The 26,175-nt window shown below is 56.0% G+C and carries 26 protein-coding genes, 1 tRNA gene and 1 riboswitch; of the genes, 16 read left to right on the forward strand and 11 right to left on the reverse strand.

Annotated elements, in window-relative coordinates; all coding sequences use genetic code 11:
- The first annotated feature begins 111 nt into the window (after positions 1-111).
- The 3 genes from ML541_RS09120 to ML541_RS09130 all read left to right on the forward strand — a co-directional run bounded on the left by ML541_RS09120 (position 112) and on the right by ML541_RS09130 (position 2,835).
- Positions 112-678 (forward strand): response regulator, encoded by a 567-nt coding sequence (locus tag ML541_RS09120; protein ID WP_243372451.1) that lies wholly within the window; start codon positions 112-114, stop codon positions 676-678.
- 286 nt (positions 679-964) lie between these two features.
- A complete protein-coding gene (htpX, locus tag ML541_RS09125) occupies positions 965-1,822 on the forward strand; it encodes a zinc metalloprotease HtpX (RefSeq protein ID WP_243372453.1) in 858 nt (285 codons plus the stop codon).
- Between the two features lie 83 nt (positions 1,823-1,905).
- The gene (locus ML541_RS09130) at positions 1,906-2,835 is read left to right on the forward strand and encodes a TerC family protein (RefSeq protein WP_243372454.1); all 930 of its coding nucleotides are present in this window, start codon (positions 1,906-1,908) and stop codon (positions 2,833-2,835) included.
- Positions 2,836-2,881: 46 nt separating this feature from the next.
- Here the strand turns inward: ML541_RS09130 and ML541_RS09135 are convergent, their stop codons facing one another.
- Entirely contained in the window at positions 2,882-4,189 is a 1,308-nt protein-coding gene (locus ML541_RS09135; protein ID WP_243372455.1) for a hemolysin family protein, read from the reverse strand.
- A 259-nt stretch (positions 4,190-4,448) separates the two neighbouring features.
- Here ML541_RS09135 and ML541_RS09140 point away from each other — a divergent pair.
- Positions 4,449-4,546: transfer RNA gene (locus tag ML541_RS09140), tRNA-Sec, on the forward strand.
- Positions 4,547-4,563: 17 nt separating this feature from the next.
- Here the strand turns inward: ML541_RS09140 and ML541_RS09145 are convergent.
- The 8 genes from ML541_RS09145 to ML541_RS09180 all read right to left on the reverse strand — a co-directional run bounded on the left by ML541_RS09145 (position 4,564) and on the right by ML541_RS09180 (position 10,424).
- Entirely contained in the window at positions 4,564-4,863 is a 300-nt protein-coding gene (locus ML541_RS09145) for a carboxymuconolactone decarboxylase family protein (RefSeq protein WP_243372456.1), read from the reverse strand.
- 38 nt (positions 4,864-4,901) lie between these two features.
- Positions 4,902-5,192 carry a mercury methylation ferredoxin HgcB gene (hgcB, locus tag ML541_RS09150; RefSeq protein WP_243372457.1) on the reverse strand — a complete coding sequence of 97 codons (291 nt, stop codon included), beginning with the start codon at positions 5,190-5,192 and terminating at the stop codon, positions 4,902-4,904.
- Between the two features lie 13 nt (positions 5,193-5,205).
- Complete coding sequence (gene hgcA, locus ML541_RS09155) at positions 5,206-6,357, reverse strand: mercury methylation corrinoid protein HgcA (RefSeq protein ID WP_264175403.1); 1,152 nt, start codon at positions 6,355-6,357, stop codon at positions 5,206-5,208.
- Between the two features lies 1 nt (position 6,358).
- Positions 6,359-7,432: an ACR3 family arsenite efflux transporter gene (gene arsB / locus ML541_RS09160; RefSeq protein ID WP_243372458.1), complete on the reverse strand. Its 1,074-nt coding sequence runs from the start codon at positions 7,430-7,432 to the stop codon at positions 6,359-6,361.
- 129 nt (positions 7,433-7,561) lie between these two features.
- Positions 7,562-7,903, reverse strand: coding sequence for a metalloregulator ArsR/SmtB family transcription factor (locus ML541_RS09165; RefSeq protein WP_243372459.1), 342 nt, complete (start codon positions 7,901-7,903; stop codon positions 7,562-7,564).
- A 91-nt stretch (positions 7,904-7,994) separates the two neighbouring features.
- Positions 7,995-9,356: an MFS transporter gene (locus tag ML541_RS09170; protein ID WP_243372460.1), complete on the reverse strand. Its 1,362-nt coding sequence runs from the start codon at positions 9,354-9,356 to the stop codon at positions 7,995-7,997.
- Positions 9,357-9,400: 44 nt separating this feature from the next.
- Complete coding sequence (locus ML541_RS09175) at positions 9,401-9,949, reverse strand: methyltransferase domain-containing protein (RefSeq protein WP_243372461.1); 549 nt, start codon at positions 9,947-9,949, stop codon at positions 9,401-9,403.
- A 103-nt stretch (positions 9,950-10,052) separates the two neighbouring features.
- Positions 10,053-10,424 carry a hypothetical protein gene (locus ML541_RS09180; protein WP_243372463.1) on the reverse strand — a complete coding sequence of 124 codons (372 nt, stop codon included), beginning with the start codon at positions 10,422-10,424 and terminating at the stop codon, positions 10,053-10,055.
- A gap of 214 nt (positions 10,425-10,638) precedes the next feature.
- A riboswitch (cyclic di-GMP riboswitch) is annotated at positions 10,639-10,715 on the forward strand.
- A gap of 80 nt (positions 10,716-10,795) precedes the next feature.
- Between ML541_RS09180 and ML541_RS09185 the strand changes: the two genes are divergently transcribed.
- From ML541_RS09185 to ML541_RS09195, 3 genes are all read left to right on the forward strand, one after another.
- Positions 10,796-11,716 (forward strand): DUF4382 domain-containing protein, encoded by a 921-nt coding sequence (locus tag ML541_RS09185; RefSeq protein ID WP_243372466.1) that lies wholly within the window; start codon positions 10,796-10,798, stop codon positions 11,714-11,716.
- Positions 11,717-11,877: 161 nt separating this feature from the next.
- On the forward strand, positions 11,878-12,474 hold the full coding sequence (locus tag ML541_RS09190) for a chemotaxis protein CheD (protein ID WP_243372467.1): 597 nt from the start codon (positions 11,878-11,880) through the stop codon (positions 12,472-12,474).
- Positions 12,475-12,488: 14 nt separating this feature from the next.
- Positions 12,489-12,755, forward strand: coding sequence for a hypothetical protein (locus ML541_RS09195; protein WP_243372468.1), 267 nt, complete (start codon positions 12,489-12,491; stop codon positions 12,753-12,755).
- 16 nt (positions 12,756-12,771) lie between these two features.
- On the opposite strand, the gene ML541_RS09200 is transcribed toward ML541_RS09195, so the two are convergent.
- Entirely contained in the window at positions 12,772-14,055 is a 1,284-nt protein-coding gene (locus ML541_RS09200; protein ID WP_243372469.1) for a hypothetical protein, read from the reverse strand.
- A 97-nt stretch (positions 14,056-14,152) separates the two neighbouring features.
- Between ML541_RS09200 and ML541_RS09205 the strand changes: the two genes are divergently transcribed.
- The 3 genes from ML541_RS09205 (at position 14,153) to ML541_RS09215 (ending at position 18,269) form a co-directional block, all read left to right on the forward strand.
- Positions 14,153-14,785 carry a DUF4136 domain-containing protein gene (locus ML541_RS09205; protein ID WP_243372470.1) on the forward strand — a complete coding sequence of 211 codons (633 nt, stop codon included), beginning with the start codon at positions 14,153-14,155 and terminating at the stop codon, positions 14,783-14,785.
- A 132-nt stretch (positions 14,786-14,917) separates the two neighbouring features.
- Positions 14,918-15,118 carry a cold-shock protein gene (locus ML541_RS09210; protein ID WP_243372471.1) on the forward strand — a complete coding sequence of 67 codons (201 nt, stop codon included), beginning with the start codon at positions 14,918-14,920 and terminating at the stop codon, positions 15,116-15,118.
- Between the two features lie 181 nt (positions 15,119-15,299).
- Complete coding sequence (locus ML541_RS09215; RefSeq protein WP_243372472.1) at positions 15,300-18,269, forward strand: NAD-glutamate dehydrogenase domain-containing protein; 2,970 nt, start codon at positions 15,300-15,302, stop codon at positions 18,267-18,269.
- Positions 18,270-18,521: 252 nt separating this feature from the next.
- On the opposite strand, the gene trmB is transcribed toward ML541_RS09215, so the two are convergent.
- Positions 18,522-19,142: a tRNA (guanosine(46)-N7)-methyltransferase TrmB gene (gene trmB, locus ML541_RS09220; protein WP_243372473.1), complete on the reverse strand. Its 621-nt coding sequence runs from the start codon at positions 19,140-19,142 to the stop codon at positions 18,522-18,524.
- Positions 19,143-20,079: 937 nt separating this feature from the next.
- On the opposite strand from trmB, the gene ML541_RS09225 reads away from it, so the two are divergent.
- The 6 genes from ML541_RS09225 (at position 20,080) to ML541_RS09250 (ending at position 26,170) form a co-directional block, all read left to right on the forward strand.
- Positions 20,080-21,450, forward strand: a complete 1,371-nt coding sequence (locus ML541_RS09225) for a DEAD/DEAH box helicase (protein ID WP_243372474.1) — start codon at positions 20,080-20,082, stop codon at positions 21,448-21,450.
- Positions 21,437-22,447 carry a transcriptional regulator gene (locus tag ML541_RS09230; RefSeq protein ID WP_243372475.1) on the forward strand — a complete coding sequence of 337 codons (1,011 nt, stop codon included), beginning with the start codon at positions 21,437-21,439 and terminating at the stop codon, positions 22,445-22,447. Before ML541_RS09225 ends, ML541_RS09230 begins: the two co-directional genes overlap by 14 nt.
- A gap of 66 nt (positions 22,448-22,513) precedes the next feature.
- Positions 22,514-23,668, forward strand: coding sequence for an SAM-dependent methyltransferase (locus tag ML541_RS09235; RefSeq protein WP_243372478.1), 1,155 nt, complete (start codon positions 22,514-22,516; stop codon positions 23,666-23,668).
- Between the two features lie 149 nt (positions 23,669-23,817).
- Positions 23,818-24,456 (forward strand): HAD family hydrolase, encoded by a 639-nt coding sequence (locus tag ML541_RS09240; protein ID WP_243372480.1) that lies wholly within the window; start codon positions 23,818-23,820, stop codon positions 24,454-24,456.
- A 34-nt stretch (positions 24,457-24,490) separates the two neighbouring features.
- Positions 24,491-25,891, forward strand: a complete 1,401-nt coding sequence (locus tag ML541_RS09245; RefSeq protein ID WP_243372482.1) for an aspartate ammonia-lyase — start codon at positions 24,491-24,493, stop codon at positions 25,889-25,891.
- A 57-nt stretch (positions 25,892-25,948) separates the two neighbouring features.
- Positions 25,949-26,170: a NifU family protein gene (locus tag ML541_RS09250; protein WP_243372484.1), complete on the forward strand. Its 222-nt coding sequence runs from the start codon at positions 25,949-25,951 to the stop codon at positions 26,168-26,170.
- Positions 26,171-26,175: the final 5 nt, after the last annotated feature.

The following is a 26,175-nucleotide window of genomic DNA, read 5'->3' on the forward strand; positions in this document are numbered from 1 at the left end:
GAATTGCTTATGTATATACCACCTATTTTTCGCCTTTGGAATGCTTTGTGCTTTTTCACAGAGGTAGGACAATAATTCAGCAGCCAATACCATGGCAAGGTGGTGATTTCATTGAGAAGTGTTCTGATATGCGACGACGAGCCCGTTGTGAGGATGAGCCTAAAAAATAAGCTGAAGGAACTGGGCTTTGCCGAAATAATGGAATGCAGTGACGGGGAGGCGGCGGTTGCCTCGGCCACGAGCCGCCTGCCTGACATGATCATACTGGATGTTTCCATGCCGAAACTGGACGGCATCAGCGCAGCCAAGACAATACGCAGGAAACTGAAAGTGCCGATCCTGCTCCTGACCGCCTGCCTGGATCAACAGACGGTAACCCGGGCAAAGGAAGCAGGGGTGGCGGGTTTCCTGACCAAGCCGCTCCGCGAGCAGGATCTGTGGCCGACCATCGAACTCGCCTTCGCCCACGCCCACGAGGTGGATGAGCTTAAGGAGCAGGTGGAAGATCTTAAAGAAACCATCGAAAGCAGAAAGGTCATTGAAAAGGCAAAGGGAGTACTCATGCGCAGCCAGGGACTGACCGAGCCGGAGGCCTTTCGCAAGATGCAGAAGCTGGCCATGGACAAGCGAAAGTCGTTGCGCCAGATTGCCGATGCCATCCTCCTGACCGAGTCATGACCGGCACGGCAAGGTGTCACAACCCTTGACATAGCCACATGCTTTGCATATATTTATAGCAATAAAGGGGAGTAGCAATCGGCCGGAAACATGGCCGACCCTCAGTTCGTCAAGACGGCCACCAGGTTGTTGAAACATCGCAATTTTTTTCAACATCCTGCTACAGGCCCGGACCAGGGGCAGCGACTATACGTCAACGCATGCAAGACCTTTATCCAAACGATTCTACACGTCTGGGTAAAGGTCTTTTCTGTTTGGCCCGGACGAAACCAATGGAGGTATCAACATGAACCGATTGAAAACAACCCTGCTTCTGACCTGTCTGACCCTGCTGATGGTCGCCATGGGCAGCGCCATCGGCGGAAGAAGCGGCATGGTCTTCGCCTTCTTCATGGCCTGCGCCATGAACGTCTTCTCCTACTGGTTTTCCGACAAGATCGTCCTTCGCATGTACGGAGCCCAGGAGATCACGGAGATGGACAACCCTACCTTTTACGGTATGGTCCGCCGGTTGGCCATCCAGGCACAATTACCCATGCCCAAGGTGTACATTATTCCGTCCCAGAGCCCAAATGCCTTCGCCACCGGGCGTAACCCCGAACATGCCGCTGTGGCTGCCACTGAAGGAATCCTGCGCATCCTCACCCCCCAGGAACTGGAAGGGGTCATGGCCCATGAGCTGTCCCACGTGAAGAACCGGGACATCCTCATCTCCACCATTGCCGCCACCATTGCCGGCGCCATCTCCATGCTCGGGAACATGCTGCAATGGGCGGCAATCTTCGGCGGCGGACGCCACGACGACGAAGAAGGCGGAGGAGGCGTCATTGGCGGTCTGGCCATGGCCATTCTCGCACCAATTGCGGCAATGCTGATCCAGATGGCCGTTTCCCGCTCTAGGGAATATATGGCCGATGAGTCAGGGGCGAAAATCTGCGGCAATCCCCTCTCCCTGGCCAATGCCCTGCGCAAACTGCAGAGCGCGTCCCAGATGCTTCCCATGGAGGAGGCCCGGCCGGCCACGGCCCACCTCTTCATCGTCAACCCGCTGACCGGCGGAGCGCTGCTCAATCTGTTCTCCACCCATCCCCCCATGGAAGAGCGGATCGCCAAGCTGGAGGCGATGGCCTACCGCCCCAGGTAACCCCAATCGGGGAGAGCCGAAATTGAAGGCTCTCCCCGATCTTCTTCTCAAAACTATCATTTCTGCAAAAGTCAGGAGTTCTTGTGTCCAATCAGACCATTATGTGGGTGGCCTTTGCCGCTGTAATGACCGTGATGTTCGTTCTCGACCTGGGGGTTTTCAGCCGCAAATCCCATGAGGTCAAATTTCGGGAAGCGCTTACCTGGACCCTGGTCTGGGTTTCGCTGGCTATACTGTTCAATGCCGGCATCTACTACTTCATGGGACCGGCCAAGGCGCTTGAGTTCCTGACGGGCTACGTGATCGAAGAATCCTTGTCGGTGGACAATCTCTTCGTCTTCATCATGATATTCTCCTATTTCCATGTGGCAAAACATCATCAACCCAAAATTCTTAAATGGGGCATCCTGGGTGCCCTTGTCATGCGCGCCCTCTTTATCCTTCTGGGGATCGAACTGATCGAGCGGTTCCACTGGATGATCTATGTCTTCGGTATCCTCCTGGTCATCACCGGCATAAAAATGGCCTTCGGCGGCGAGGAGCACATCGAGCCGGAGAAAAACCTGCTGGTGCGCCTGGCAAGAAAATTCGTCCCCATTACCAAGCGGGTCCCCGGCGACCGATTCTTCATTCGTAAATGCGGCAAACTGGCAGCGACCCCCCTGTTCCTCACCCTGCTGGTGGTTGAATCCAGCGACGTCATCTTTGCCGTCGATTCCATCCCCGCGGTACTGGCGGTCACCCACGACCCGTTCATCGTCTATACGTCCAACGTCTTCGCCATCATGGGGCTCAGGTCCCTCTACTATCTCCTTGCCCACGTCATGGGCATGTTCGTCTACCTGAAGCTCGGCGTCTCCTTCATCCTCTGCTTCGTCGGGGCGAAAATGCTCCTTACAGACGTCATCGAAACGCCCATCTACTTTTCACTGGGGGTCATCGTCGGCTCCCTGACCATTGCCATTCTCATCTCGGTAATGGTCGGCAACAAAAGGAAAAGCAGGCACGCCTGAAAAAGAAAGGGGCGCCACCCAGCGCCCCTTCCTCACTCCTCACTCCTCACTCCTCACTCTTGGTCCTTACGATCCTCACCTTGACGATGGAGGTCTTTTTCACCTCTTCGCAAACCAGGGTATATTCGTTCCACACCACCCGCTCCCCTTTTTCGGGGAACCGCCCCAGCTGATCGAGAATCAACCCGGCCAGGGTATCGTAGGGAATATCCTCCGGCAGTTTGATGTCGAGAAGATCCTCCACGTCGTTGATGGATATGAGCGCATCCACCAGGAGACTGCCGTCGGGCATGGTCTGCACCCGTCGAGGCTCGCCTATATCGTGTTCATCCTCGATCTCCCCCACCAGTTCCTCCAGCAGGTCTTCCGTGGTCACCAAACCGCTCAACCCGCCGTATTCGTCAACCACCATGGCCATATGGCTTCTCTTACGCTGCATCTCCTTGAGCAGATCATTGACCATCTTTCCTTCGGGGACAAAAAACGGCGGGCGGATGATCGCTTTGATATCGAAATCAGGTTCGGAGACGATTCTGCCCAGAAAATCCTTGGTGTGAATGACGCCTGAGATGTTTTCCATGTTGCCGTGAAAGACCGGATAGCGGGAATATTCATTCTCCAGGACAAACTCCAGCAGTTCCCGGCGGGAAAGGTCCAGATCCAGAGCAGCCATCCTGGTGCGCGGCACCATTACCTCTCGGACGCTGGTATGGGTAAAGTCGAAGATATTGCGAATATATTCCGTTTCGGCGGCGCTGAACACACCGGTTTCATGCCCTTCGGCGACGATATGCTGCACTTCTTCCCGGGTGATGAAGGCACGCCCTTCCCCCCGGATGCGCATCAGCTTGAATACGGCCTTGCTGGAGATGGTCAGAAAGGATACAGCGACGTTGCTAACCCGTGCCAGGTAGTTGAGTGGCTTTGCGATGTGGAGGGCCATGGTATCGGCATATTGCAGGCCGATGGTTTTGGGCACCAGCTCGCCGATGATCAGGCTCAGATAGGAAACGACGACGACAACGATGGATACGGCAAGAGGCTCCGCCGCATTCCGTACAAACTCGTAAGGCGCCTGCTGCAATAATGGCTTCAGGTGCTCGGCGGCGACTATCCCCCCCACTGCCGAAGCAGTCGAGCCGACCACCGTGACACCGATCTGAACGATGGCCAGCAGGCGGTGAGGGTCCTTCTGCAGATCCTCGATTATTTTTGCCCTTGCATCGCCGGCAGCGACGAGATGGGCAACTCGACTTTTTCTTATGGAGATGATTGCGAATTCAGAACAGGAAAAAAAGCCGTTTATCACAATTAAAACTGCAATTACAATCAATTCCAGTGAAACCGCGTCCAAAAATTCCTCCATTTATAAAATGATTTCTCATTTTCCCTGCAACGAACCGGTTTGTCAACCACCATGTTCGGCAAACATCCCATATAGCGCGGCATTGATAAATACGCATATAAAAAAAGGAGGCATCCGCCCCCTGTCCCCTCTTTTCCCCAGATTAAGCCGCCTAACATGATATTCTTCACCTGGATCGTCTTCGCCAATGCCCCAAACTTTATGTTGACTCCCACGATCCGATGCTTTATCTATACAGAAACAAAGGGGAAGCACGACCGTCGCTGGTGGGCGGCCCGGTCTTCAAAACCGGTGAGGGGGATGAGAAATCTCCCTGGTGAGTTCGATTCTCATGTGCTTCCGCCATTAGCTCTGCGGTACGCCTACTTGCCCCCATTACAGGCTGGAGCGGATTTCTTCACATTCTGCTCCGCCTGCCGGAGCTGCGCATTGATCCTTCCTGCTGAAACAGCCATGGCAACAGCCTGAGCCGCTCCGATCTCTTCATCGGTCACACCTTCCTTCTGCTGTTGCTTCAGGTAATACTCCATGCACGGGACGCAACCAATCGCCATCGCCGCTGCAATGTGAAGCAGATAGGAGGTCTTCGGATCCAGGATGGTGTTCTCCCGAGCTGTATCATAGAAATTTACATAGGCCTTCTGCTGTTTTTCCGGAAGCATCTGATCTCTCCTTTCGCTCTATTTTCATTCCACTACCATCATCCGCAGCATTCTCCGCCCCATCCGCGGATGTTTCGCTCCCGGAGCCATTCATGGATCAAGCCCGATGCACACCCGACACCGGCATCGACTTCTGTGGCCCCGGCAGGGCAATTCCTGGCACACGCGCCACATTCCATGCAGGCATCCAGATTCGCAACGGCTGAAATCCCGTCGGTCAAAGAAAAGACCTGATGTGGGCACACCTCAACGCATCTCCCACATCCTGAGCATAGCTCCCGTTCCAGTTTCAGCGTGGTTACCTTTCGCAGGTACGCAAAATTTTTCATGAATATTCCTCCTTCAGACGAACAGGTTGACGACTAGGAGCAGAAGACTGACGCCGACTGCAGAGCCCATTACCGGCAAAGCGAGCCCCATCTCTTTCTTCACCCCTGAGCGGGAGGTAAAGGTGGTACAGCCGGTGAAATTCAGCGTGTAGAATGCGCTTATGGCAGGCAGCCCCAGCATGATGGCACCTGTGACGAGAGGTGCGCCCTTCGCTACGACAGCGGCAAAAGGGATGGCCCACATGGCGCCGGTGATCGCTCCTTTGATGGAGAAGCTCCGAGCGGGCAACCAGGGAAGAAGGAGCGGGGCAATTGCCAGCCCAGCCAGCACCGCTCCGAAGTAGGCAACCATTGCCACTAGCCCAGCTTGCAGTCCTCCACCGGCAAAACCAAACAAAACACCAAGGACAGCCATGATCATGGCTGTCGGTTTTGCCGCCATAACCAGCTCAACGGGGACAAGAACCAGGCGTTCATAGGTGGTAAAGGTCAACTCCCGCATTGCCCCTGTCGTGATCATTCCGTTGTCGAGAAACTCCGGTAGGTCGGTGGCCCTGATCGTGCCGTACTGGACGGAGAAGCCGGTACGTTTCGCCACTTCGTGGGCGGCAACGCCTGGGGCGCCAAGGATCGGCAGGATCAGGCGCCTATGGGATACAACTTTTGCCAGCCCGGATACCTGTACACGCCGGACCAGCTCATCGGTACCGAAGGTCCCTTTCCCCGCCGCACACCAGACATTGATACCGAAGGTTTCGAGTACGAGGAGCCAGACGTTCCGTGCCGCAAGGTTCTGTCGGACGAGGTCATAGCTCATCTTATAATTGGCTGTAACCACTACCGGGTCGCCGGCGGTCGGAGAACCTATGGCGTACAATCCGGGGGGCACCTTGTAGTTCATCCGCCCGATGCCCCAGCGTGCTTTGCAGGCACCGAGGTGGTCCTGCAGCAAGAACTCGGTCGAGATCCGGGCAATTCGCCCCACAGCCGTGGTTATCCAGCCCTGGAAACCGGGTACGTTCTCATCGATGTCTCCGCCGCCGGCGGAGGTCGGAGGGCCTCAGCAGGGGGGCTTGTCAGGATCGTCCACGGTGGATGAACTGCAGCCACTTTGTGGCGCCTTCAGTTGGGCCGGTTCCAGCTTCCTGATCGACTGGATTTTCATGTCAGCCTCTCCTTATTGCGCACGGTTGTGCCGGTGCCTGAAACATCCGTCTCTGGAACCAGAATGCCACATTGACCAGAGCAATCATGACCGGTACCTCGACAAGAGGGCCGATGACGGCAGCGAACGCGGCACCCGAGTTGAGGCCGTAAACGGCGACGGCGACGGCAATAGCCAGCTCGAAATTGTTACTTGCCGCAGTAAACGCAAGAGTCGTCGTTTTGCCATAATCGGCACCGAGCTTCTTTCCCATGAAGAAGGAAATCAGGAACATGACCACGAAGTAAATGAGAAGCGGAATCGCAATGCGGAGCACATCGAGGGGGATGGTAACGATCAGCTTTCCTTTCAGGCTGAACATGACGACGATGGTGAAAAGCAAGGCGATAAGAGTGAGAGGAGCGATTTTCGGCACGAACTGCTGATGATATCTTTCTTTACCGACGGCCTTTACGCCGATCAAACGGGTAAGAGCGCCGGCAATACAGGGGATGCCGAGATAAATGAAGACGCTTTCAGCAATCTGCCTGATGCTGACGTCGACGGTGCTGCCGGAAAGGCCGACCATGGGGGGAAGAATGGCGATGAATATCCAGGCATAGATGCTGTAGAAAAGGACCTGGAAGACGCTGTTGAAGGCCACGAGCCCTGCGGCGTATTCGGTGTTGCCTTTTGCAAGCTCGTTCCAGACGATGACCATGGCGATGCACCGGGCAAGGCCGATCATGATCAGACCTACCATGTACTCCGGCTTGTCAGGGAGAAACACCACCGCCAGCACGAACATCAACACGGGGCCGATCAGCCAGTTCTGGACAAGGGACAGACCGAGGACCTTCTTGTTGTGGAACACCTCCGGCATCTCCTCGTACTTTACTTTGGCGAATGGAGGATACATCATCAGGATCAGACCGACGGCAATGGGGATATTGGTCGTTCCCGCCTGAAATCGGTTGATGAAGGTCTCGGCACCAGGGAGGAAATACCCGATTCCTACCCCAAGCGCCATCGCGCCGAAGATCCAGAGGGTCAGCCACCGGTCGATGAAAGAAAGATTCTTTGTCACTCCGCTCATTTTATTTCCTCCAGAAAATACACCAACAACAGACGTTAGACGCGCACGAATTGTAGCGCAGGGGGAGAAGGAGTTTTGACAGCTTTTCCTTAAATCCGGATTTACGGATTTAAACATCCAAAAAAAAGATCAGGCGCAGCAGTTCTTTGTGCCAAAGCTTCTCAAGCGCTCCAGATCGGCTCGTGCGTCAGGGCTGTCATGGAGGAAGTGCCTGAGGATCGGCAGCAGCGTCTGCTGGAGCGGATCGAGTTGCTTCACGATCGAGTAATATACCCACAGCCCTACCCGGCGGTCCTGCAACCAGCCGATGTTCTTGAGGTGGGAGAGATGCCGGGAAGCCGTTGACTGGGGCAATTGCAGCACGGCCATAATATCGCAGACGCAGAGCTCCTGTTCATGGAGCAGGAGGGCGAGGATGCGCAGACGGGTTTCTTCGTCAAGGGATTGAAATATCTTGGCTATGTCCTTCATGGCCTTTCTTATATCCTAGAAAGCGGATATAGTCAAGTCAGAATCTTCAGATAGCTGTGAATTGAATCCATGCCGTCCATGCCGCCGCATCTTACTCCTCTTCCGGCGGCACGATCAGTTCTGCTGCCGTCTGCATGCCCGTTGCCACCTCGGGGATGATCCCGAGACGCCGGTATATGGGGCGTACCAGGTTCCTTATGGCCGGCAGCTGGCGGGCGAAATACAGCCCCCCCGCAAAGCAGGCCGCTCCCCCAAACAACAAAGTGTCCTCCACCCCCAGCCGTTCGGCGACCACACCGACCAAAAGGCTTCCGAAGGGGGTCATCCCCATAAACGACATGGTGAAAAAGCTCATGACGCGCCCGCGCTTGTCGTCATCGACGATGGTCTGAAGGATGGTGTTGCTGGAGGCAATGACAACCATGGCGCCGAATCCGCTCAGACAAAGAAAAAGGAGGGAAATCACCATAACGTGGGAAAAGGCAAAGGCCGCGATGCCGGCGCCGAAGATGCAGGCGGCGGTAGCGATGATGCGGCCAAGACCGAGGACGCTCCTGCGGGAAGCAAGAAAGAGGGTGCCGGCCAGGGACCCCACCCCTGCGGCGCCCATAAGAAATCCATAGGTATGGGCGCCACCGTGGAGGATATCCTTGGCAAAGACCGGCAACAGCACCGCATAGGGCATGCCCATGAGACTGATAAGGCTGATGAGCAGGAGGATCGAGCGGATCGGCCCGAAACCAAAGGCATATAGGAATCCCTCTTTCAACTCAAGTATCACGTGTTGCCGCTGTGCCCGGATCTCCATGGGCTGTATCCGCATTGCCCCGATGGCGAATATCACCGCAAGATAACTGGCGCCGTTCAGCAGGAAGCAGAACCCTTCGCCGACGGCGGCGATGAGGAGACCTGCAATGGATGGACCTATTAGCCGGGCGCCGTTGACCATGGAGGAATTAAGGGCGATGGCATTCGGCAGATCGTTCTTATTCTCCACCATCTCAACCACGAAGGACTGCCTGACCGGAATATCGAAGGCGTTGACGATGCCGAGAATTACGCTTAAGAAGATTATCTGCCAGACCTGGATAACGCTGGTAAAAACAAGCAGTGCCAGAGCAATGGCCTGGAGCATGGCAAAGCTCTGGGTCCAGAGGATCAGCCGCCGCCGGTTCAGGCGATCCGCCAGGACGCCGGCCAGAGGGGCCAGGAGAAAGGTGGGAATCTGGCCGGCAAAACCGACGGTTCCCAATAAAACCATGGAACCGGTCAGCCGGTAGACCAGCCAGCTCATGGCCACCTGCTGCATCCAGGTACCGACCAGTGATATGCTCTGGCCGGCAAAGAAAAGGCGGTAATTTCTCGAAGAGAGAGCGCGCAGCAGAAATTGCAGCCGCGCCGCCTTTCCCGAAGAATTGGCCTCGCGTCCCGTGGCATGCCCCTTACTGGACATGAAGGTCCCTTCGGTTCGGGTGCCTGAAGCTGTCCATCACCCTATCAATCATGATTCTCCGCCAGTTGATATACCACGGCCAGCGTACGGTGGCGGTAATAGTGGCAAATGTGACTGAAACCGTAGGGAATGACCAGCTTGTCCAGCTCCTCGTGGGAATAGGTCTTTACGCAGCTGCTGCACTTCATGTAATGGGTACAGTTGCTGCCGCAAGGGACCAGATTCTGGCGGCAGCGCACCTCCACCAGCAGGTATCCGCCCCGGTGCAGGTTCCTGACTGTGTTTTTCAGGTAATGCTGTTTCTCCCGGCCGTCGGGAATGATGTTGAACACATAGTTTGAAATAACCAGGTCCACATTGAGCCGGGTCCGTTCCAATTGAGTAGCCTCGATCAGTCCGGCGAGCCGCCCCACGGCCGGCTCCCCCTTTATCCGTTCGATCTGCTCCGGGAGATCAGCGGCGAATACGTCGAATCCTTCCCCAGAAAGGAAGAGTGCATTCCGCAACTTGCCCGCCCCATAATCCAGGACGGTACTGGCATTTCGCTGCCGGAAAAATTTGTAGTAACGCAAAATGCTTGTTGCTGCCTGCATAACGACCTCCCCCATTGTGCCCCGTAGGCGTGCATTTAATATAAGCATTATACAAGCAAATTAATCAAGAAAAAAACTTATTACACTATGAATTTGATAGACATTACCACTTGCCGATCAATCGCAGTTGGCGGCCGGATGCCGAAAGCCAGAGCTGACCGTTGATCAGTTCGGCAGCAACGGCTCCGGTAACGGCACCGACCCCGTCGGCAAGCAGGTCACCCCAGCCGAACCGGTTTCCCGGCTGGTAGGCGTCTATTATCTCGACAGCAATTCCCGGAATCAGCGCTATTGATGAGGCGATAACGATTCTTTCAGCCGGCCCGGGTCTTTCCGCAAGTTTGTAGAGCCCGGTTCCTGCTGCCAGTCCATATGCCGTACTGGACAAAAAATGAGCCATCTTGTCCGAAGTTATTGCCGTCGCCATATTTAGTGGCGCTAACACCAACGCCACAACAAGAATGAGTTGTTTCATGGCACCCCTGTAAACTTGTTTTTGAAGTTCAGCCCGACCTGTCGCGCTGTTGAAAGCGTCGGGATCGCTGTGGGTTGCATGGTTTTTCAACAGCCTGATAGAATCAATCCTAGCTGATAGGTTTCCATCCGCAACACCTCCTTGTTTTCCTGCATCATGCCTTGACTTTCTTTTCTCCCCATGCATAATGTCGGGCATAAATACCCCTGGTGGTAGACGATAATACTCAACCATCCGCGAGGATGGGGCGGAAAGCCTAAAGGGTCTCAATGAGACAGCCGGGTTGCCGAAATGTCATCGATATTTCTGCCCCGGCTTTTCTTTTTTCGAAAGGCCGGGAACAAGGGGAAATTCGCTACTAGGAGGTTGTCATGCTGAAAAAGGTAAGAAGTTTGTGGGGTTTGGCATTGGCGGTTTTGCTGGCACTGGCGGTTTCGCAGTTGCCGGGCTGTGGCGGTGGTGGCAGTTCCCCCCCCACCGGCACGCTAAAGGTAGGGCTGACTGATGCCCAGAGTGACAATTTTGCTCATGTCTTCATTACCATCAAAGAGGTACGCGTTGTCCCCGCCGGTCTGGAAAGTGCAGAAGATAGCGACCCTCGGCTGCCGGTTATAGCCACCTTCGCCGTTCCACTACAGGTCGACATTCTCCAACTCCGTTTCTTACAGAAGACATTGGGTGAGGCCGTTCTTCCCGCAGGAAACTACAACCAGGTCCGTCTTGTGCTGATACCCAACGAAGGGAACAATCTCGCCAACTATGTGGAACTGAACACTGGTGGGAAATTTGCTCTGGATACCAATAGTGGAGTTAAGTCCGGGCTCAAGGTGGTAGGGAAAATCAATGTGCGGGCCGGGGTCATCAATGCCATCGCCGTTGATTTTGATCCTAATACAGCCATTGTAATAACCGGCAGCACCCCCAGCAACCAAAAGTATATCTTGAAACCAACCGGCATTAGAATCGTGCGGCTGGCAACCCCGCTGCCAGAGCTCGAACTCGGCACCTCAACCAGCTTCGGTTCGTTGACCGGCTACGTCTCGACCCTGGGCAACTGGTCAACGGCTACCGTCTCCGTCGTCCCCCAGGCGAGCAGCACCGCCATCGCCGCCGGCAGTATTTTCGCCAACGCCACAAGCGGCGGTCCCCGGGTACCATTCAGCGCCTTCGTCCCCAGCGGCACCTATCGTGTCCATGTTGACGCAAGCGGTTTCCTCCCTTACTCGACCCCCTTGCAGACGGTTACGGCAGGCAATTCGACTGCCGTAAGCATCATCGATCTCCTGAAGTAGCCTTCTTCCCAGGGGCACCGTGCACCGGTGCCCCTGTCCCCCCTTTGGTTGCCGTTTCTCCCATCCGTTAATGGTAAATAGTTGTTTCCATGCCACACCCAGCTATGCTATTTTCTCGCCATAGCGACCACCACCGAAACAAGCGCCTGTGGAAACTTGGTATGAGAATTGAGACAATCGGCAGGTTCAAAAGGGTTATCCTGGACCCGGGAGAATATCATGCGGCAGCGGACACGACGGTCATCTCGACCCTGCTCGGGTCTTGCATCTCCGCATGTCTGTACGATCCCATCGGCAAGGTAATCGGCATGAATCACTTCCTGCTCAGCAACCGGCGCTATTCCCGGGATCTCCCCCTCTGCGTCACCGAGGCGGGCCGTTATGGCATTCATGCCATGGAACTGCTCATCAACGAAATGCTGAAGAAAGGGGCGCAAAAGCGCTTCCTCAAGGCAAAGGTATTCGGCGGTGCCAATATCATGGTCAGCAAGGGAGCATTGGGTAACTTCGCCTGCGTCAGCGAGGTGAACTGCAGGTTCATCCGGGAGTTCCTCAAGAACGAGAGCATCGATATCGTCGCCGAAGATCTGGGAAAGGACCACGGCCGCGTCATCCATTTTTCCAACGGCGATTTTTCCGTTTATGTGCGGAAGATCGGGCAGAACCAGAGCAGGAATTTGGTAATGAGAGACCGGGACTGCTGGCAGAAGGCCATAGAAATGCAGGAAAAGACTCTGCCTGCCATCGACATCTGGTAACAGGAGAAGAATATATGATTGAAAATATCGGTGCCGACATTTACCGCTCATGGACCGACGAAAAGCGGCGGGAAGAGATCGACAAACTCATCGAAGGATACCGCAACGGCCTGCCTGTGACGATCCTCTGCACCATGGCAACCGCCATTGCCGGCAATGAGCGGGGTGCCCGCAAACACATCATCAAACTGATGCCCCTCAGGGAGCGCAAGGCGCTGGTGGCGAAAGAGGCAGGCAACGACCGCGACCTGCAGGTCCACCTAACCAGGTTCTTCATCTAGAAGTCCCCCCTTGCCCTTAACCGAACATGTAGACCAGTTTTCCCTTCTCATACAGCTGTATCGGCCCATCTTCAGAGACTTTGACGACCTTTCCCAAGAGTGAAGCTGCACTGGCCGCGGTAGTCCTCCCTCCGCCGGTTATCAGATCAGGGGTCATGGAGGTATCGATTATGAGCCCTGTATCCAGCAACTCCCCCCTTTCGTTGAATACCGTCAGGCCGTCGGAAGAAAGAATCCTCACCAGCTGCCCCGAATTTTTCAAGTCGCTCACCTTCATATCCTTCACCTGATTTATGAGCATGCTGCTCAAGGAGTCGTGCCCACCAACCGAGCCCTTCTTCAGGGAGTCCAGAAACCGCTTTTCCCTGTCGCAGACCAGTACCAGAGTACCATGGCGTATCTTGGACAGGGAATAGAGGGTCATGATCAGTAATTCCAATTCCCGCTCATCCATGCTCCCACCGAAAAAATACTTGTAAACATCCGGATCGAACAGGCTCCAGCTCCCCCTGCGCCAGACAAACAGCTTGTCGGGGCAGATCATCACCTCCAGTTCTGAACTGAAGTTGATGTCAACGGCAAAAGCACCCCTGCCTGCCCGTTGCAACAGGTTGAAGGTATTGGCGTGGTACAGGCGCTCGACCGCATCGCAGTGGCCATAGCTGTCGAACTTGATCATGCCCGTGACGCGCATGTTGATGTTGCTGGTAAAGTAGGTGCCCATGCCATCCACCAGCCGGTACGTGAGGGGGGTGGCGAAGAATTCGGGGGTTATGCTCAGGTTGGGCTTGAAGACATTCCAGGAAAAGTCAAGACCGCTGCAGGCATCGCGAAAGACCTGCAGCCGCTTTCTATAGATGACGAAGCCAGTGGTAGCGGGGACCCCTTCGTTGCGGCGGTAAGACAAGTTCTTCAGCAGCTGGATAAGCCGCTGAATGGACCAGAAAGCCCGGTGGTGCTCGTTGCGCAGATAGCGGGCGATGGCGATATCCATCAGGGAAGAAAGCAGGGCTGTCCGGTAATGGGCTTCATGGCCATTTCTCTTGAAACCGTTGTAAAGGACCTGAAAGGCCGAAGCCAATTCCACTCCGAATCGTCTCTCGGCATCGGAAAAAGGAATATCACTCCGTCTGAGAAAAAAGGCGAAATCTCCTCCTTCGGTCCGGATTCTCCTGGCAAAGGTGAACCTTCCGCCTCCTTGTGACCTGGCAAGCTCGTCGTACTTGATGATGCTGGCTGCGGCCCCTCCATAGAAGGCTTCGATGCCGCTCCGTATGGTCTCAAACACCTTCAGAGGCATATCTCTCCCGCCCAGCCCAGGTGTGCTTCTGGTCATCCTTGCACCAAAGAGATTCGTGGTATAATTAAATATACTTCATTTAGGAGGAGGTTTCCACATGCAGCCATTCCATGCAAAATTACCGGTGCTTCTGGTGCTGATGCTGTTTCTCACTTCTTGTGCGGCAACCCATATGGTCGATAGCTGGCATGCGCCAAGCCAGGGTAAAAAATACCAGAAGCTCCTAGTTTCGCGGGTAACCCAAAATCGCAGCAATCAGCAGATATATGAAGACGTGGTAAGCGCGGAACTGAAACAGCGGGGAGTCGATGCGGTGCCCGCTCACCTGTACATGAAAAACGGGGACACTCTGGCAAAAAGACAGGCCCTGGAAAATGCGGTGCGGGAATCGGGAGCCGAGGCAATCCTCTCCATTCAGACCACCGGCATGGAAAAAAGGACCAATGTCCAGCCCGGCTACATGGATAACTATCCCGGCTACTGGTACCCGTCGGCCTTTCCCTACTGGGACATGTACGGCTATTACGGGGGCGCTGCCACCTTTTACGAGCCACCCGTCGTCACCACTTACAACGTTGCCACCATCCAGGTCCACCTCTTCGATACGGCCAGCGGCAAGCTGGTCTGGGCGGCAACCTTTGAGAGTACCGAGCCGGGCAATGCGGTCAGCGTCAGCAAAGATCTGGCGGGTGACATCATCGATTCCCTTTCTCGGGACGGCATGCTGTGACTTTTTCCTTGCTTTATACAATTAAATAAATATAATTAGCACTCTTTTGACAAGCCGGTTTTCTTTGTTAGAGTTTTTACAATATCCGGCAATGCACCGGATAAAATCACATCAACCAGGAGAAAAAAAGTAATGGAAAAAGGCACGGTAAAATGGTTTAACGACAGCAAGGGGTTCGGATTTCTCGAGCAGGAGAACGGTGAAGACGTATTCGTCCATTTTTCTGCCATAACCGGTGATGGATTCAAGTCGCTCACCGAAGGCGATAAGGTAACCTTCGAGGTAACCAGGGGACCCAAGGGGCTCCAGGCAGCAAACGTCACCAGGGTTTAACTCCGACAAATATGAAAATGATAAGCCCTTGGGAAACCGGGGCTTTTTTTATCTTCACCCTTCACCCTTCACCCTTCACCCTTCACCCTTCACCCTTCACAAGCTCTGGCGCATTTTCTAATTAAGGATATACTTCAGGTAGCACAATGAGGCCACACCCGGCACCTGGAGGGAAATACCCATGAAAAGTCCGATCAGTTGGGCAGGAGGCGAACAGGAAAACCGCCGCTGGCTCAAAGAGGAGATGAATCCATATTTTTTCGTTTCCATGAAGGATGAGCCCCATGCTCTTGTCCTGCTGGAAAAAGGACTGGGGACGTTGCGGGAAAATCGCAGGCTGATTCTGTCCGACCGGGAAAAGACCTTCATCATGGCCATGGTGAACGGCCCGGGAACGCTCTACGACTCGCTACGCCGTTTTCAGGAGCGGGACATCTCCTATGCCATGTTCACCCACTCAAACGGGCCGATGCCGGAAATGGAACAGCTTCTGGAGATCCAGCGTTTCGAATTCGACCGCAAGAGCAACGAGGAGATCGCTGCCGGCAAGGATGTGGCGGTACCGGAACCCATCCGCAAAAGGATTGCCACGGAGCTGAAAAAGCGCTTTCCGGACTTCGACCTGAAGGATATGGATCGACTGCTTCACATCCTTTGGTTGAATAACGAAAAATATGTCGGAGTCTCGCCACCCGTACGGGTAGCACGGATTCTACAGCTGTTCCAGCGGGCAAACCGGCAGGGAGGGTTATACCTGGGACTTGAGCAACTGCCGGGGGGGAAGGAATCACGAGTTCTTTTTGCCGTCGGCAATCCTCCGCAGAAGGACTTTCTCTTCCAGGTCATGGAAGTCTTCAAGCGGCTGTCCCTGGCCGTCAACCGCGCCTATTGCCTGACCATCTCCAACGGCGTCCACCCCTATTTCCTCGGGACCTTCTATGTGCTGCACCGGGACGGTGGCTCGCTGGCACAGGAGGATCAGATTTTCACGCGCCTGCAGCAGGAACTTTACAACACCCAGGTATTGTCCACCACATCCCGGCTGTACCGGGACTTCGTCATGAGCAGCCTGCTCAGCGGCGAAGATGCTTCCCTGATCGGCGCTTTCGTCGCCTTCTGCCACACCAACCTCTCCCACAACCAGCCGGACCGGTTCGATGAGGCGGAGGTGGAAAGCGCCTTTAATGCCCACCCGGAGATAGCCCTGCAGCTGGTCAGGCTTTTCCGGGCTCGTTTTGACCCGGCGGAGGCCGCTGGCGCCGGATATGAGACATTGCTCGCCGAAGCAAAACGCGAGGTGGACGAATACAACACCGGCCACAGACACCTGGACGAGGTGCGGCGGACTATCTTCAACTGCTGCCTGTTGCTCATCACCCATACCCTCAAGACCAACTTTTTCGTCCTTGAAAAGCAGGCCCTGGCCTTTCGCCTGGACCCAGCCTACCTGACCGCGCTCGGAACCGAGTTCACCGCCGATCTGCCCCAGGCCATACCTTTTCGTGTCACTTTCTTCTTCAGCCGCTTCGGCTTCGGCTACCACCTGGGCTTTTCCGACATTGCCCGAGGAGGCTGGAGGACCATCATCGCCCGCAATGACGACGATTACCGTGCGGCGGTCAATACCCTCTTACGGGAAACCTTCGTCCTCGCCCATACCCAGCACCTGAAAAACAAGGACATCTATGAGGGGGGCTCAAAGCTGGCAGTGGTCCTGAATGTCTCCGATCTCAACCCGCGGGAGCGGGAGATTGAGACCTGGCGTCTCTACAAGCTGCAATACGGCATCATCAATGCATTTCTCGACATTTTCATCACCGACGGCGGCATTGCCCGCGACAGCCGGGTAGTGGACTACTATCGGGAGGATGAGCCCATCGAGATCGGTCCCGATGAGAACATGCACGACACCATGATCGAGAATATCGCAAAACTCTCGCGGCAGAGGGGTTATCTGCTGGGAATCGGCATCATCTCCAGCAAAAGGGTGGGGATCAACCACAAACAGTACGGCGTCACTTCAACGGGGGTGGTGCGCTTCGCCGAGATCACCATGGAAGAGATCGGCATATCCATGGGGAAAGATCCCTTCAGCGTCAAGTTCACCGGTGGCCCCAACGGCGACGTGGCTGGCAACGCCTTGCGCATCCTGCTCGACCGCTGCCCGCAGATGTCCATCCGCCTCATCCTGGACGGCACGGCGGCCCTCTCCGATCCACAGGGGGCGGACCGGACGGAACTGCGACGGATTCTCCTGAAGGAGGACCTGCATGCCTTCGACCCGGCGGCGTTGCACCCGGGCGGATGCATGCTCTTTCGCAGCGGCAGCCGCAGAGAAGGGCTGAAAGAGCTCTACCGCAAGGTAACGAAAACCGGTTCCGGCTTGGTTGAGGAGTGGATCTCCCTCGATGACTTCCACCGGGAGTTCGACAGCCTACCCTTTTCAGTCGAGGCGGACCTCTTCATCCCGGCGGGGGGTCGGCCGGAAACCATCGACCGGGACACTTGGCAGCAGTATCTTCTGGACGACGGCCGGCCGTCGTCCAGGGTCATCGTCGAGGGGGCCAATTCGTTCCTGACGCCGGAAGCACGCGTCCAGCTGCAGCAAAAAGGGGTCATCATCATGCGTGATGCCTCCGCCAACAAGTGCGGCGTCATCTCCTCCTCCTACGAAATCATCGCCAACCTGCTCCTTTCCGAGCATGAGTTCATGGAGCACAAGGAGCGGTATGTGGCTGACGTGCTGGAGATTCTGGAGAAACGCGCTGCCGATGAAGCCCGGATCATCCTGAAACGGCACCGGGAAGCCCCGCTGTTCCTTTACACCGATATATCCGATGCCCTGAGCGGTGAGATCAACGGTCACTACGCCCGTATCTTCAGGTTTTTCCAGAGCCGGCCCGAGCTGTGCCTGCAGCCCCTGTTCCGCAAGGCAATCCTCAACCACCTTCCCCGCATGCTCCGGGAGGAACCCCGCTACCGGCAGCGGATCGGCAAACTGCCGCAGAAATACCTCTTCGCCATTCTGGCAGCCGAGATCGGATCGTCGCTGGTCTATGAAGGAAGCGGCGATGCGGCCTTCGAGGACATGATCCGGCTGCACCTGATGCGCAAGCTGCAATATAAAAAGGCATCAGAAGACATTTCCTGAAAGACAGTCGTGCATCGGGAGTGAGTGACGAGCTACAGCGGCGAGCGGACACCCGCCGTATGTTGAGCGTAGAGGATCAGTCACTTCAAGCATCGGCGTCATTACAGGGGCGACACCGCAAGGTCCGCAGCTGTGGCGACAGAGCGAATGGACGATGTCACACTGTCTTTTATTGGATTCCCGACGAAAAAAAGCCGGCATCGCAAAGATGGCCGGCTTTTTCGTTTCAGGAAAGTACTAACTCTCGTAATACTAGCTCTTCCGGTAATGGACGAAGTAGATCCGCTTTCCTTCGGCCATGAACTTGAGCATGTACTTGGAGAGGTGGTAGCCGGGCAGGTCGTGCACGTAGAGGTCCGGCGCCAGGCAATTCTCGAACCCCTCCACGCCCGGAAGCATTCCCGCCACATCAATGCCGTAGTCGTCAAAATCGGTGGCAAAATAAAAATCGCCCCCCGGCACCAGATATTCCCGGAGGAACTCCATGAACTGGCGGTTAACCAACCGACGCTTGCGGTGCTTCTTCTTCGGCCACGGGTCAGGACAGTTGATGTAGACCGCAGACAAAGAGCCCTTGGCGATCCGCTCGAAAATAAACTGCCGCGCCTCTTCCCGCAGCACCCGCACGTTGGTTAATTCGTGCTTGTCGATACGGCGGCAGGTCTTGTAGCACCCCTTGTTATAGTAATCGATGGCGATAAAGTTGGTCTCCGGCTTGTCCATGGCCGTTTTCACCATGAAATCGCCGATACCGCAACCAATCTCCAGGGCCAGGGAGCGGTCGTTACCGAAGACGGCCCCCCAGTCCGCAGGGCTGGTCAAATTGTCCGATTTGAGATAGTTGGGTGATTCGATGTGGATGAAGGATTGCACTCGTTACGTCCTTTTTGTTGTTTGGGACGTACCATACCATAGGAAAGAGTATGGGAGAAGGGGCTTTCTATAATCAATCAGCATGGGAACGTTACAGCTCTTGCCGGCATGGCGTTGGATAACAGCCATGGTAACCTGTCACCTTTGACTCATCTCCCGGGTCGGATTTTTATGTTGGAGCCGGTGTCGGGGCCGGAGCCGGTGTCGGGGCTGGAGCCGGTGTAGGCGCTGGACTCGGAACCGGCGCTGGGCTTGGAGCCGACATCGGTATAGGAGTCGAAGTTGGAATCGGTGTCGGCGTTGGGAAAGGTGTCGGTGTTGGGAACGGTGTCAGTGTCGGAAATGGCGTCGGTGTCGGACTTGGCGTCGGTGTCGGACTTGGCGTCGGTGTCGGACTTGACGTCGGTGTCGGACTTGGCGTTGGTGTCGGACTTGACGTCGGTGTAGGTGTCGGCGTCGCACTTGGTGTGGCTGTCGGGGTTGGTGTCGCGACGGGGGTGGGTGTGGCACCAGGAGAAGGTGTCGGACTTGCAGTCGCTACAGGGGTGAGTGTCGGCAGCGGCGTTGTACTAACCGGTGCAGTACTGTTCCCATTACCATTCGACCCGCAGCCGCTTAAAATAAAGAATGCCAATGATGAAAGCACGAGCATCTTCATTGCGTCAGTCTCCGGGAAGACATCCATCGTCACGTGCGGTTGTTCCATGAAACATGCTCTACAAAAAAAGCCTACTATGCAATGCAGCAAACGTCAAACCTCTGATTAACCATAATTTGCACAAATGTTTTATCGTTCCTCCACTTCACCGCTACCCCCAGGCACACAGCAGTCGTTTCCCCAATGACGGCGCACAATTCCGATGAGTCTTCCGTTGTCATTTGCTCGAGGCTATGCTAATGATATCCTCTTGAAATAAGGGAGAAAAGGAACCAAACTATGAAATTCACCGAATTGAACCTGCCGGAAGAGGTGCTGAAGGGCATCGCCGAAACCGGCTTCACCGATTGCACCCCCATCCAGGAAAAGGCCCTGCCGCTGGCGCTTCTGGGAAAAGACGTGGCAGGGCAGGCCCAGACTGGCACCGGCAAAACCGCCGCCTTCCTCATCGCCCTCTTTACCAAGCTTTTGAAGCGGGAAAAGGTCGAAGGGGAACATCACCCCCGGGCACTGATCCTGGCCCCCACCAGAGAACTCGTAGTGCAAATCGAAAAGGATGCCCAGGAACTGGGCAAGTACGCCGGGTTCACCATCCAGGCCATATACGGCGGCGTCGATTACATGAAGCAGAAAAACGCCCTCAAGGAAGGGGTGGACGTCATCATCGGCACCCCGGGGCGGCTCATTGACTACCTGAAGCAGAAGGTCTACAGCCTGAAGCACATCGAGGCGCTGGTCATCGACGAGGCGGACCGCATGTTCGACATGGGCTTCATTGCCGACCTGCGTTTCATCCTGCGCCGCCTTCCCCCCTTCGATGCCAGGCAGAACCTGATGTTTTCCGCCACCCTTAACCAGCGGGTCATGGAGCTGGCCTATGAGTTCATGAATGTCCCGGAAAAGGTGGCGGTCACCCCGAAGCAGATGACTGCAGAGCGGGTGGAGCAGGTCCTTTACCATGTGGCCAGGAAGGAGAAATTCCCGCTGCTTCTCGGTCTTCTCAGGCAAGAGGGAATGGGACGGACGATGATCTTCGTCAATACCAAACGGGAGGCTGAATATCTTTATGACCGGCTCAACGCCAACGATTTTCCGGCCAGGGTCATATCCGGGGATGTTGAGCAGCGCAAACGGATGCGCATCCTGGAGGATTTCAAGAGCGGCAAGCTCCCGGTCATGATCGCCACCGACGTGGCCTCCCGCGGCCTGCATATCGAAGGGGTATCCCATGTGATCAACTACGATCTTCCCCAGGACCCGGAGGATTATGTCCACCGCATCGGCCGTACAGCCCGGGCAGGGGCCGAAGGAAAGGCCATCTCCCTTGCCGACGAAGACGGCGCCTTCCATATCGAAGACATTCACGAGTACATCAAGGAAAAGATCCCGGTGGAATGGGCCGAAGACGAGCTGTTCGTCCACGATTACAAGCGGACCAAGCCGCGGCCGAAGCCGGAACCGAAACCGGCAGGCAAACCGAAGGGAAGAAACCATGGCAAATCGGGAGGGAAGGCCCCTGCCAAGCCGACGGAAAGCGCTGCCGAAAAAGCAGCCGCAGAAGGCGAGGAAATAAAGAAAAAGCGGCGGCGACGCCCAAGACGGAAGAAACCTGCCAGCGAGGGAGGACAGGAGCCGCATGCAGAAGGGTAAGCCGGCAAAGAAGTACTCCCAGGCGGCGCGGCTCCATGACATCATCCGGCTCATCGAGGCGCGCCACGGCATCACCATCGAGGAACTGGCCGAAGAAAGCGGCGTCAACCGCCGCACCATTCACCGCGACCTCAATGCCATCCAGGAGGCGGGCTACCCGCTGGTATCCGACTGGGTCAACGGCTCCAAGGCCTACCGTTTCCTCACCCGCTTTAAGGACGTCCCCCCTGTCAATTTCACCCTCCAGGAGCTGATGACACTTTCCTTTCTCCGCTCCCAGCTGGACTTTCTAAAGGGGACCTCCTTCCATGACGACATGGAGGCCATCTTCCATAAGGTCAACTCGGTCCTCCCCCCCCGCTACGCTGCTCACATGGACCGTATCGCCCGTGTATCCCTGCCGCTCTTACAGGGGGGGCGCGACTACAGCGGCATTGCGGAGCAACTCAAGGACATCCGTGATGCCCTGCTCTACCAATACCGGCTGATCATCAACTATTGGGCACCAGCCAAGAAGTCCGCCGAAGAATACCAGGTCGATCCCTACACCCTCATCTACAACAAGGGAGGGCTTTACCTGCTCGGCTACGCCCACAATCGCCGGGCAATCCGCACCTTCGCCGCCGAACGCATCAAAACTGTCATGGTGACCAGGGAGCGCTTCGAGATGCCCGAGGATTTTCGGCCCGAAGAGCAGTTCAAATCGGCTTTCGGCATGGTGGAAGAAGCACCGATTTCTGTCAGTATCCGCTTTTCCCCCACCATTGCCCACGCCATCAGCGATCGACTCTGGCATCCAACGCAAACCATACGCCGAGAAAAGGACGGCAGCATCATCCTTTCCTTCAGGGCTGGGGGGAGGATGGAAATGGTCGCCTGGATTCTCTCCTATGGACGACATGCGGAGGTCCTGGAACCGGCCGACCTGCGGGAGGAGATGCAGGCGACGGTCGTGGGAATGGCCGCCCTCTATGGAGCCGGTCCGACATCCCCTTGATTCCCGCCGCTCATTGCATTGACAAGCCACAAGCCATGTTTTATAAGTCATTTTTCAGGAGACCCGATGGAAAGCACCACCGATACAGAACTTAAAAATCTGCTCCTCGCCCGGATCGCCAAGGCGGGGCGCCTGACCTTCGCCGATTTCATGGCCGCCTGTCTCTACGAGCCGGGGCTAGGCTATTACACCTCCCCCGGGCGCAAAGTGGGGGCAGAAGGGGATTTCTACACCAGCATGAATGTCCATCTCATGTTCGGCCGCCTCATTACCAGAGAAATCTGCCGCATGTGGGAACTCTTAGGCTCGCCGGCAGATTTTGCCATTGTCGAAGCGGGAGCGGGCGGTGGTCAACTGGCCGCGGATATCCTCGAAACCATCGCCGAAATCAATCGGCCCTTCTATGATGTCCTGACCTATCGCTTGGTGGAAAAGGAACCGACCCTGAAGGCAGCCCAGCAGGAAAAGCTGGCCGGCCATCTTTCCCGTCTCGCCTGGTCCTCGCCGGAGGAGCTGGCCGACGGCAGTCTGCACTTCACCGGCTGCCTCCTCTCAAATGAGCTGATCGATGCCATGCCTGTGCACCTGGTGGAAATGACACCGGCAGGACTCATGGAGGTCTATGTGACCGCCATCGATGGGGAGTTCGGCGAAATGCTCGATGAGCCTTCCACGCCGGCATTGGCCGAATACCTCAAGGAAAGCGACGTGGCGCTTTTGGCGGGGCAGCGGGCAGAGATAAATCTGGCGGCACTCGACTGGCTGCAATCGGTGGCCAATGCGCTGGATCGGGGCTTTATCATGACCATCGATTACGGCTACGAGGCGGACGAGCTCTACGCACCGGTCCGCAAGAACGGTACCCTGCTCTGCTACTACCAGCACACCACCTGCGAAGATCCGTACACACGGGTGGGAAAACAGGATATCACCAGTCACGTCAATTTCACCGCTCTGATCAAGGAAGGGGAGAGATGGGGGCTGCGTAAGGCATGGCTCGGCGAACAGTACCGTTTTCTCCTGGGTGCCGGGCTCATGGAAGAGATGCTCGCCCTGGAAACAAGCGGTGCCACTGAGACGGAGCTCCTCAAGACGCGCCTGGCGCTGAAAAAACTCATGCTACCCGATGGCGGCATGGGGGACACCTTTCGCGTCCTGATTCAGGCAAAAGGGGTCGAAGACCCGCAGCTTCTCTGCATGAGGGACTGGGGAAAACTTTGACAGTGGAGTGTCCGGTTGCTAGACTTTTAGCGTTAATCACGGAGCAAAATCAGCTGATGCCGGCAAAAACCGGCAGATGCGCGACCTAGCAGGTTGTGAAAACGTCCGCAACACTTTTTCAATAACCTCTAAGAAAGGAAGCCTCTCCCGTGCAAAGCGACATCAAAGCCCTGATCTTCGACCTGGACGGCACCCTCTATGTGAACAACGACCTGGGGATGGAAATATCCCGTGCCGCCTGCAGATACGTCTCCGATTTGAAAAATATTTCCGCCGAGGAGGCCGCCGAGCTCATAAACCAGACACGGCGCGACCTCTCACAGGCAACTGGCCTGGATTCCACCCTGAGCCACACCATTCTCGCCCTGGGTGGCGATCTGCGCACCCTGCACACCCGCTTTGCCGATGAAATCAGACCCGCCGACTTCCTCTCCCGCGACCGCAGAGTTCCAGAGATGCTCAAGGGGCTGGCCGACAAGTACGAAATGTATATCTACACAAACAACAATCTGCGGCTCTCCAACAGCATCATGGAGTTGATCGGCGTCAAGGGGCTGTTTGCCAGGATCTTCACCATCGAAGACAACTGGCGGCCGAAACCCGATGCTGAAGCCATCGGCACCATCTACAGGCTGATCGGCAGAGACCCCACGGAATGCCTCTTCATCGGCGACCGGTACGACGTCGACCTGCGCATCCCCGCCGAAAGGGGAAGCGCCGTCTTTCTCGCCAACAATGTCATCGAACTGCTCTCCCTGGCCCAATTTCTGGCCAGGGAAAAGATATAACGTCGGAGTTGACGTTCGAGTAAGGACAAAGCCCATGTCATACCGCCAGGAAAAAGATACCCTCGGCCCCGTCCAGGTCCCCGCCGGGGCATACTACGGGGCACAGACGGCCCGTGCCGTGGCCAACTTTCCCATATCGGGACTAAAGCCCCACCCGGCCCTGGTCTGGGGAACGCTGATCATCAAGAAATGCGCAGCAAAGGCAAACATGGCCACCGGCCGACTGGACAAGGATATTGCCGCCGCCATCATCCGGGCTGCCGACGAGGCCCTGGCCGGCACCTACGATGGCCATTTCGTCGTCGATCCCTTTCAGGCAGGGGCCGGTACCTCCCACAACATGAACGTCAACGAAGTCCTGGCCAACCGGGCCAACGAGCTGCTCGGCAGCCCGCTCGGCAGCTATGACAGGGTCAATGCCAACGACCATGTGAACATGGCCCAGTCCACCAACGATGTCTTCCCCACTGCCATGCGCCTCTCTTCCCTGCGTATGGCCATTCTCCTGGGAGAAGAACTGGACAGGCTGCGCGATGCCTTGCGCAACAAGGGACGGGAATTCGACCACATTCTCAAGTCGGGGCGCACCCACCTGCAGGATGCAGTGCCGATCCGCCTCGGCCAGGAGTTCGAAGCCTATGCCCTCGCCATGGAGAAAAACCGGGCCTGCCTCGACCGTTGTCTGCCGGGCCTCTGCGAGATTGGTTTGGGGGGAACCGCCGTGGGGACCGGACTCAATGCCGAACCGGCGTACATCAAGTTCGTCGTCGAGGAACTTGCCGCTGACACCCTCCTGCCACTGAAGAACGCGGCCAACCTCATCGAGACGACCCAAAACATGGATCCATTCGTGGCCCTCAGTTCCGCCCTCAAGGGACTTGCCGTGAACCTGATCAGAATCGCCAACGACCTGCGCCTGCTTTCCTCCGGGCCAAGGACCGGCTTCAACGAGATAAATCTTCCCGCGCTGCAGCCGGGCTCTTCAATCATGCCCGGCAAGGTCAACCCGGTCATGGCCGAAGTAACCGACATGGTCTGCTTCCAGGTGATCGGGGCCGATACGACCATTACCCTTGCCGCCCAGGCAGGTCAGATGGAACTGAACGTCATGATGCCCCTTATCGCTCACAACCTCCTCTTTTCCCTGGAGATCCTGAAAAACACCATTCGCCAGTTCAGGGAAACCTGCATCGCGGGGATCACGGCCAACGAGGACCGTTGCCGCCGGTTCCTGGAAGAGTCGGTAGGACTGGCAACCGTCCTTGCCCCTTACGTGGGCTATGCAGCAGCAGCAGAAGTGGCCAGGGAATCAACCGCAACGGGACGAAGCATCAAAGAGGTCATCCTTGCCCGAAACCTCCTGTCACCGGAAGAACTGTCCAGGATCCTCGACCCATATCCCCTCACCAATCCGGGCGTGCCCGGAAAGGCTTGATGAATGGCACCAATACGGTCTATAATAGCCGGCAACGTACATTAAAAGGAGAACCCCATGATCGAAGAAGTCAAAAAAGTATTGGATATGATCCGCCCCAGCCTACAGGCTGACGGCGGCGATGTTGAGCTGGTGGATGTCAGCGACGACGGCAAGGTCAGGGTCAAGCTGGTCGGCGCATGCGGCCACTGCCCCATGTCCACCATGACACTGAAGATGGGTATAGAGAAAACCCTGAAAGAAAAGGTACCGGGAGTTACGGAAGTAATTTCCGTCTGATCGCA

The organism is Geotalea sp. SG265 (assembly GCF_022808985.1).
Classification (GTDB): domain Bacteria; phylum Desulfobacterota; class Desulfuromonadia; order Geobacterales; family Geobacteraceae; genus Geotalea.

What these genes read in the sequence shown, in the direction of transcription:
- htpX (WP_243372453.1), top strand. Translation starts at nt 965, where the DNA reads ATGAACCGATTGAAAACAACCCTGCTTCTGACCTGTCTGACCCTGCTG.
- ML541_RS09145 (WP_243372456.1), bottom strand. Translation starts at nt 4,863, where the DNA reads ATGCTTCCGGAAAAACAGCAGAAGGCCTATGTAAATTTCTATGATACA.
- hgcB (WP_243372457.1), bottom strand. Translation starts at nt 5,192, where the DNA reads ATGAAAAATTTTGCGTACCTGCGAAAGGTAACCACGCTGAAACTGGAA.
- arsB (WP_243372458.1), bottom strand. Translation starts at nt 7,432, where the DNA reads ATGAGCGGAGTGACAAAGAATCTTTCTTTCATCGACCGGTGGCTGACC.
- ML541_RS09165 (WP_243372459.1), bottom strand. Translation starts at nt 7,903, where the DNA reads ATGAAGGACATAGCCAAGATATTTCAATCCCTTGACGAAGAAACCCGT.
- ML541_RS09170 (WP_243372460.1), bottom strand. Translation starts at nt 9,356, where the DNA reads ATGTCCAGTAAGGGGCATGCCACGGGACGCGAGGCCAATTCTTCGGGA.
- ML541_RS09175 (WP_243372461.1), bottom strand. Translation starts at nt 9,949, where the DNA reads ATGCAGGCAGCAACAAGCATTTTGCGTTACTACAAATTTTTCCGGCAG.
- ML541_RS09180 (WP_243372463.1), bottom strand. Translation starts at nt 10,424, where the DNA reads ATGAAACAACTCATTCTTGTTGTGGCGTTGGTGTTAGCGCCACTAAAT.
- ML541_RS09185 (WP_243372466.1), top strand. Translation starts at nt 10,796, where the DNA reads ATGCTGAAAAAGGTAAGAAGTTTGTGGGGTTTGGCATTGGCGGTTTTG.
- ML541_RS09190 (WP_243372467.1), top strand. Translation starts at nt 11,878, where the DNA reads ATGAGAATTGAGACAATCGGCAGGTTCAAAAGGGTTATCCTGGACCCG.
- ML541_RS09195 (WP_243372468.1), top strand. Translation starts at nt 12,489, where the DNA reads ATGATTGAAAATATCGGTGCCGACATTTACCGCTCATGGACCGACGAA.
- ML541_RS09200 (WP_243372469.1), bottom strand. Translation starts at nt 14,055, where the DNA reads ATGCCTCTGAAGGTGTTTGAGACCATACGGAGCGGCATCGAAGCCTTC.
- ML541_RS09205 (WP_243372470.1), top strand. Translation starts at nt 14,153, where the DNA reads ATGCAGCCATTCCATGCAAAATTACCGGTGCTTCTGGTGCTGATGCTG.
- ML541_RS09210 (WP_243372471.1), top strand. Translation starts at nt 14,918, where the DNA reads ATGGAAAAAGGCACGGTAAAATGGTTTAACGACAGCAAGGGGTTCGGA.
- ML541_RS09215 (WP_243372472.1), top strand. Translation starts at nt 15,300, where the DNA reads ATGAAAAGTCCGATCAGTTGGGCAGGAGGCGAACAGGAAAACCGCCGC.
- ML541_RS09225 (WP_243372474.1), top strand. Translation starts at nt 20,080, where the DNA reads ATGAAATTCACCGAATTGAACCTGCCGGAAGAGGTGCTGAAGGGCATC.
- ML541_RS09230 (WP_243372475.1), top strand. Translation starts at nt 21,437, where the DNA reads ATGCAGAAGGGTAAGCCGGCAAAGAAGTACTCCCAGGCGGCGCGGCTC.
- ML541_RS09235 (WP_243372478.1), top strand. Translation starts at nt 22,514, where the DNA reads ATGGAAAGCACCACCGATACAGAACTTAAAAATCTGCTCCTCGCCCGG.
- ML541_RS09245 (WP_243372482.1), top strand. Translation starts at nt 24,491, where the DNA reads ATGTCATACCGCCAGGAAAAAGATACCCTCGGCCCCGTCCAGGTCCCC.
- ML541_RS09250 (WP_243372484.1), top strand. Translation starts at nt 25,949, where the DNA reads ATGATCGAAGAAGTCAAAAAAGTATTGGATATGATCCGCCCCAGCCTA.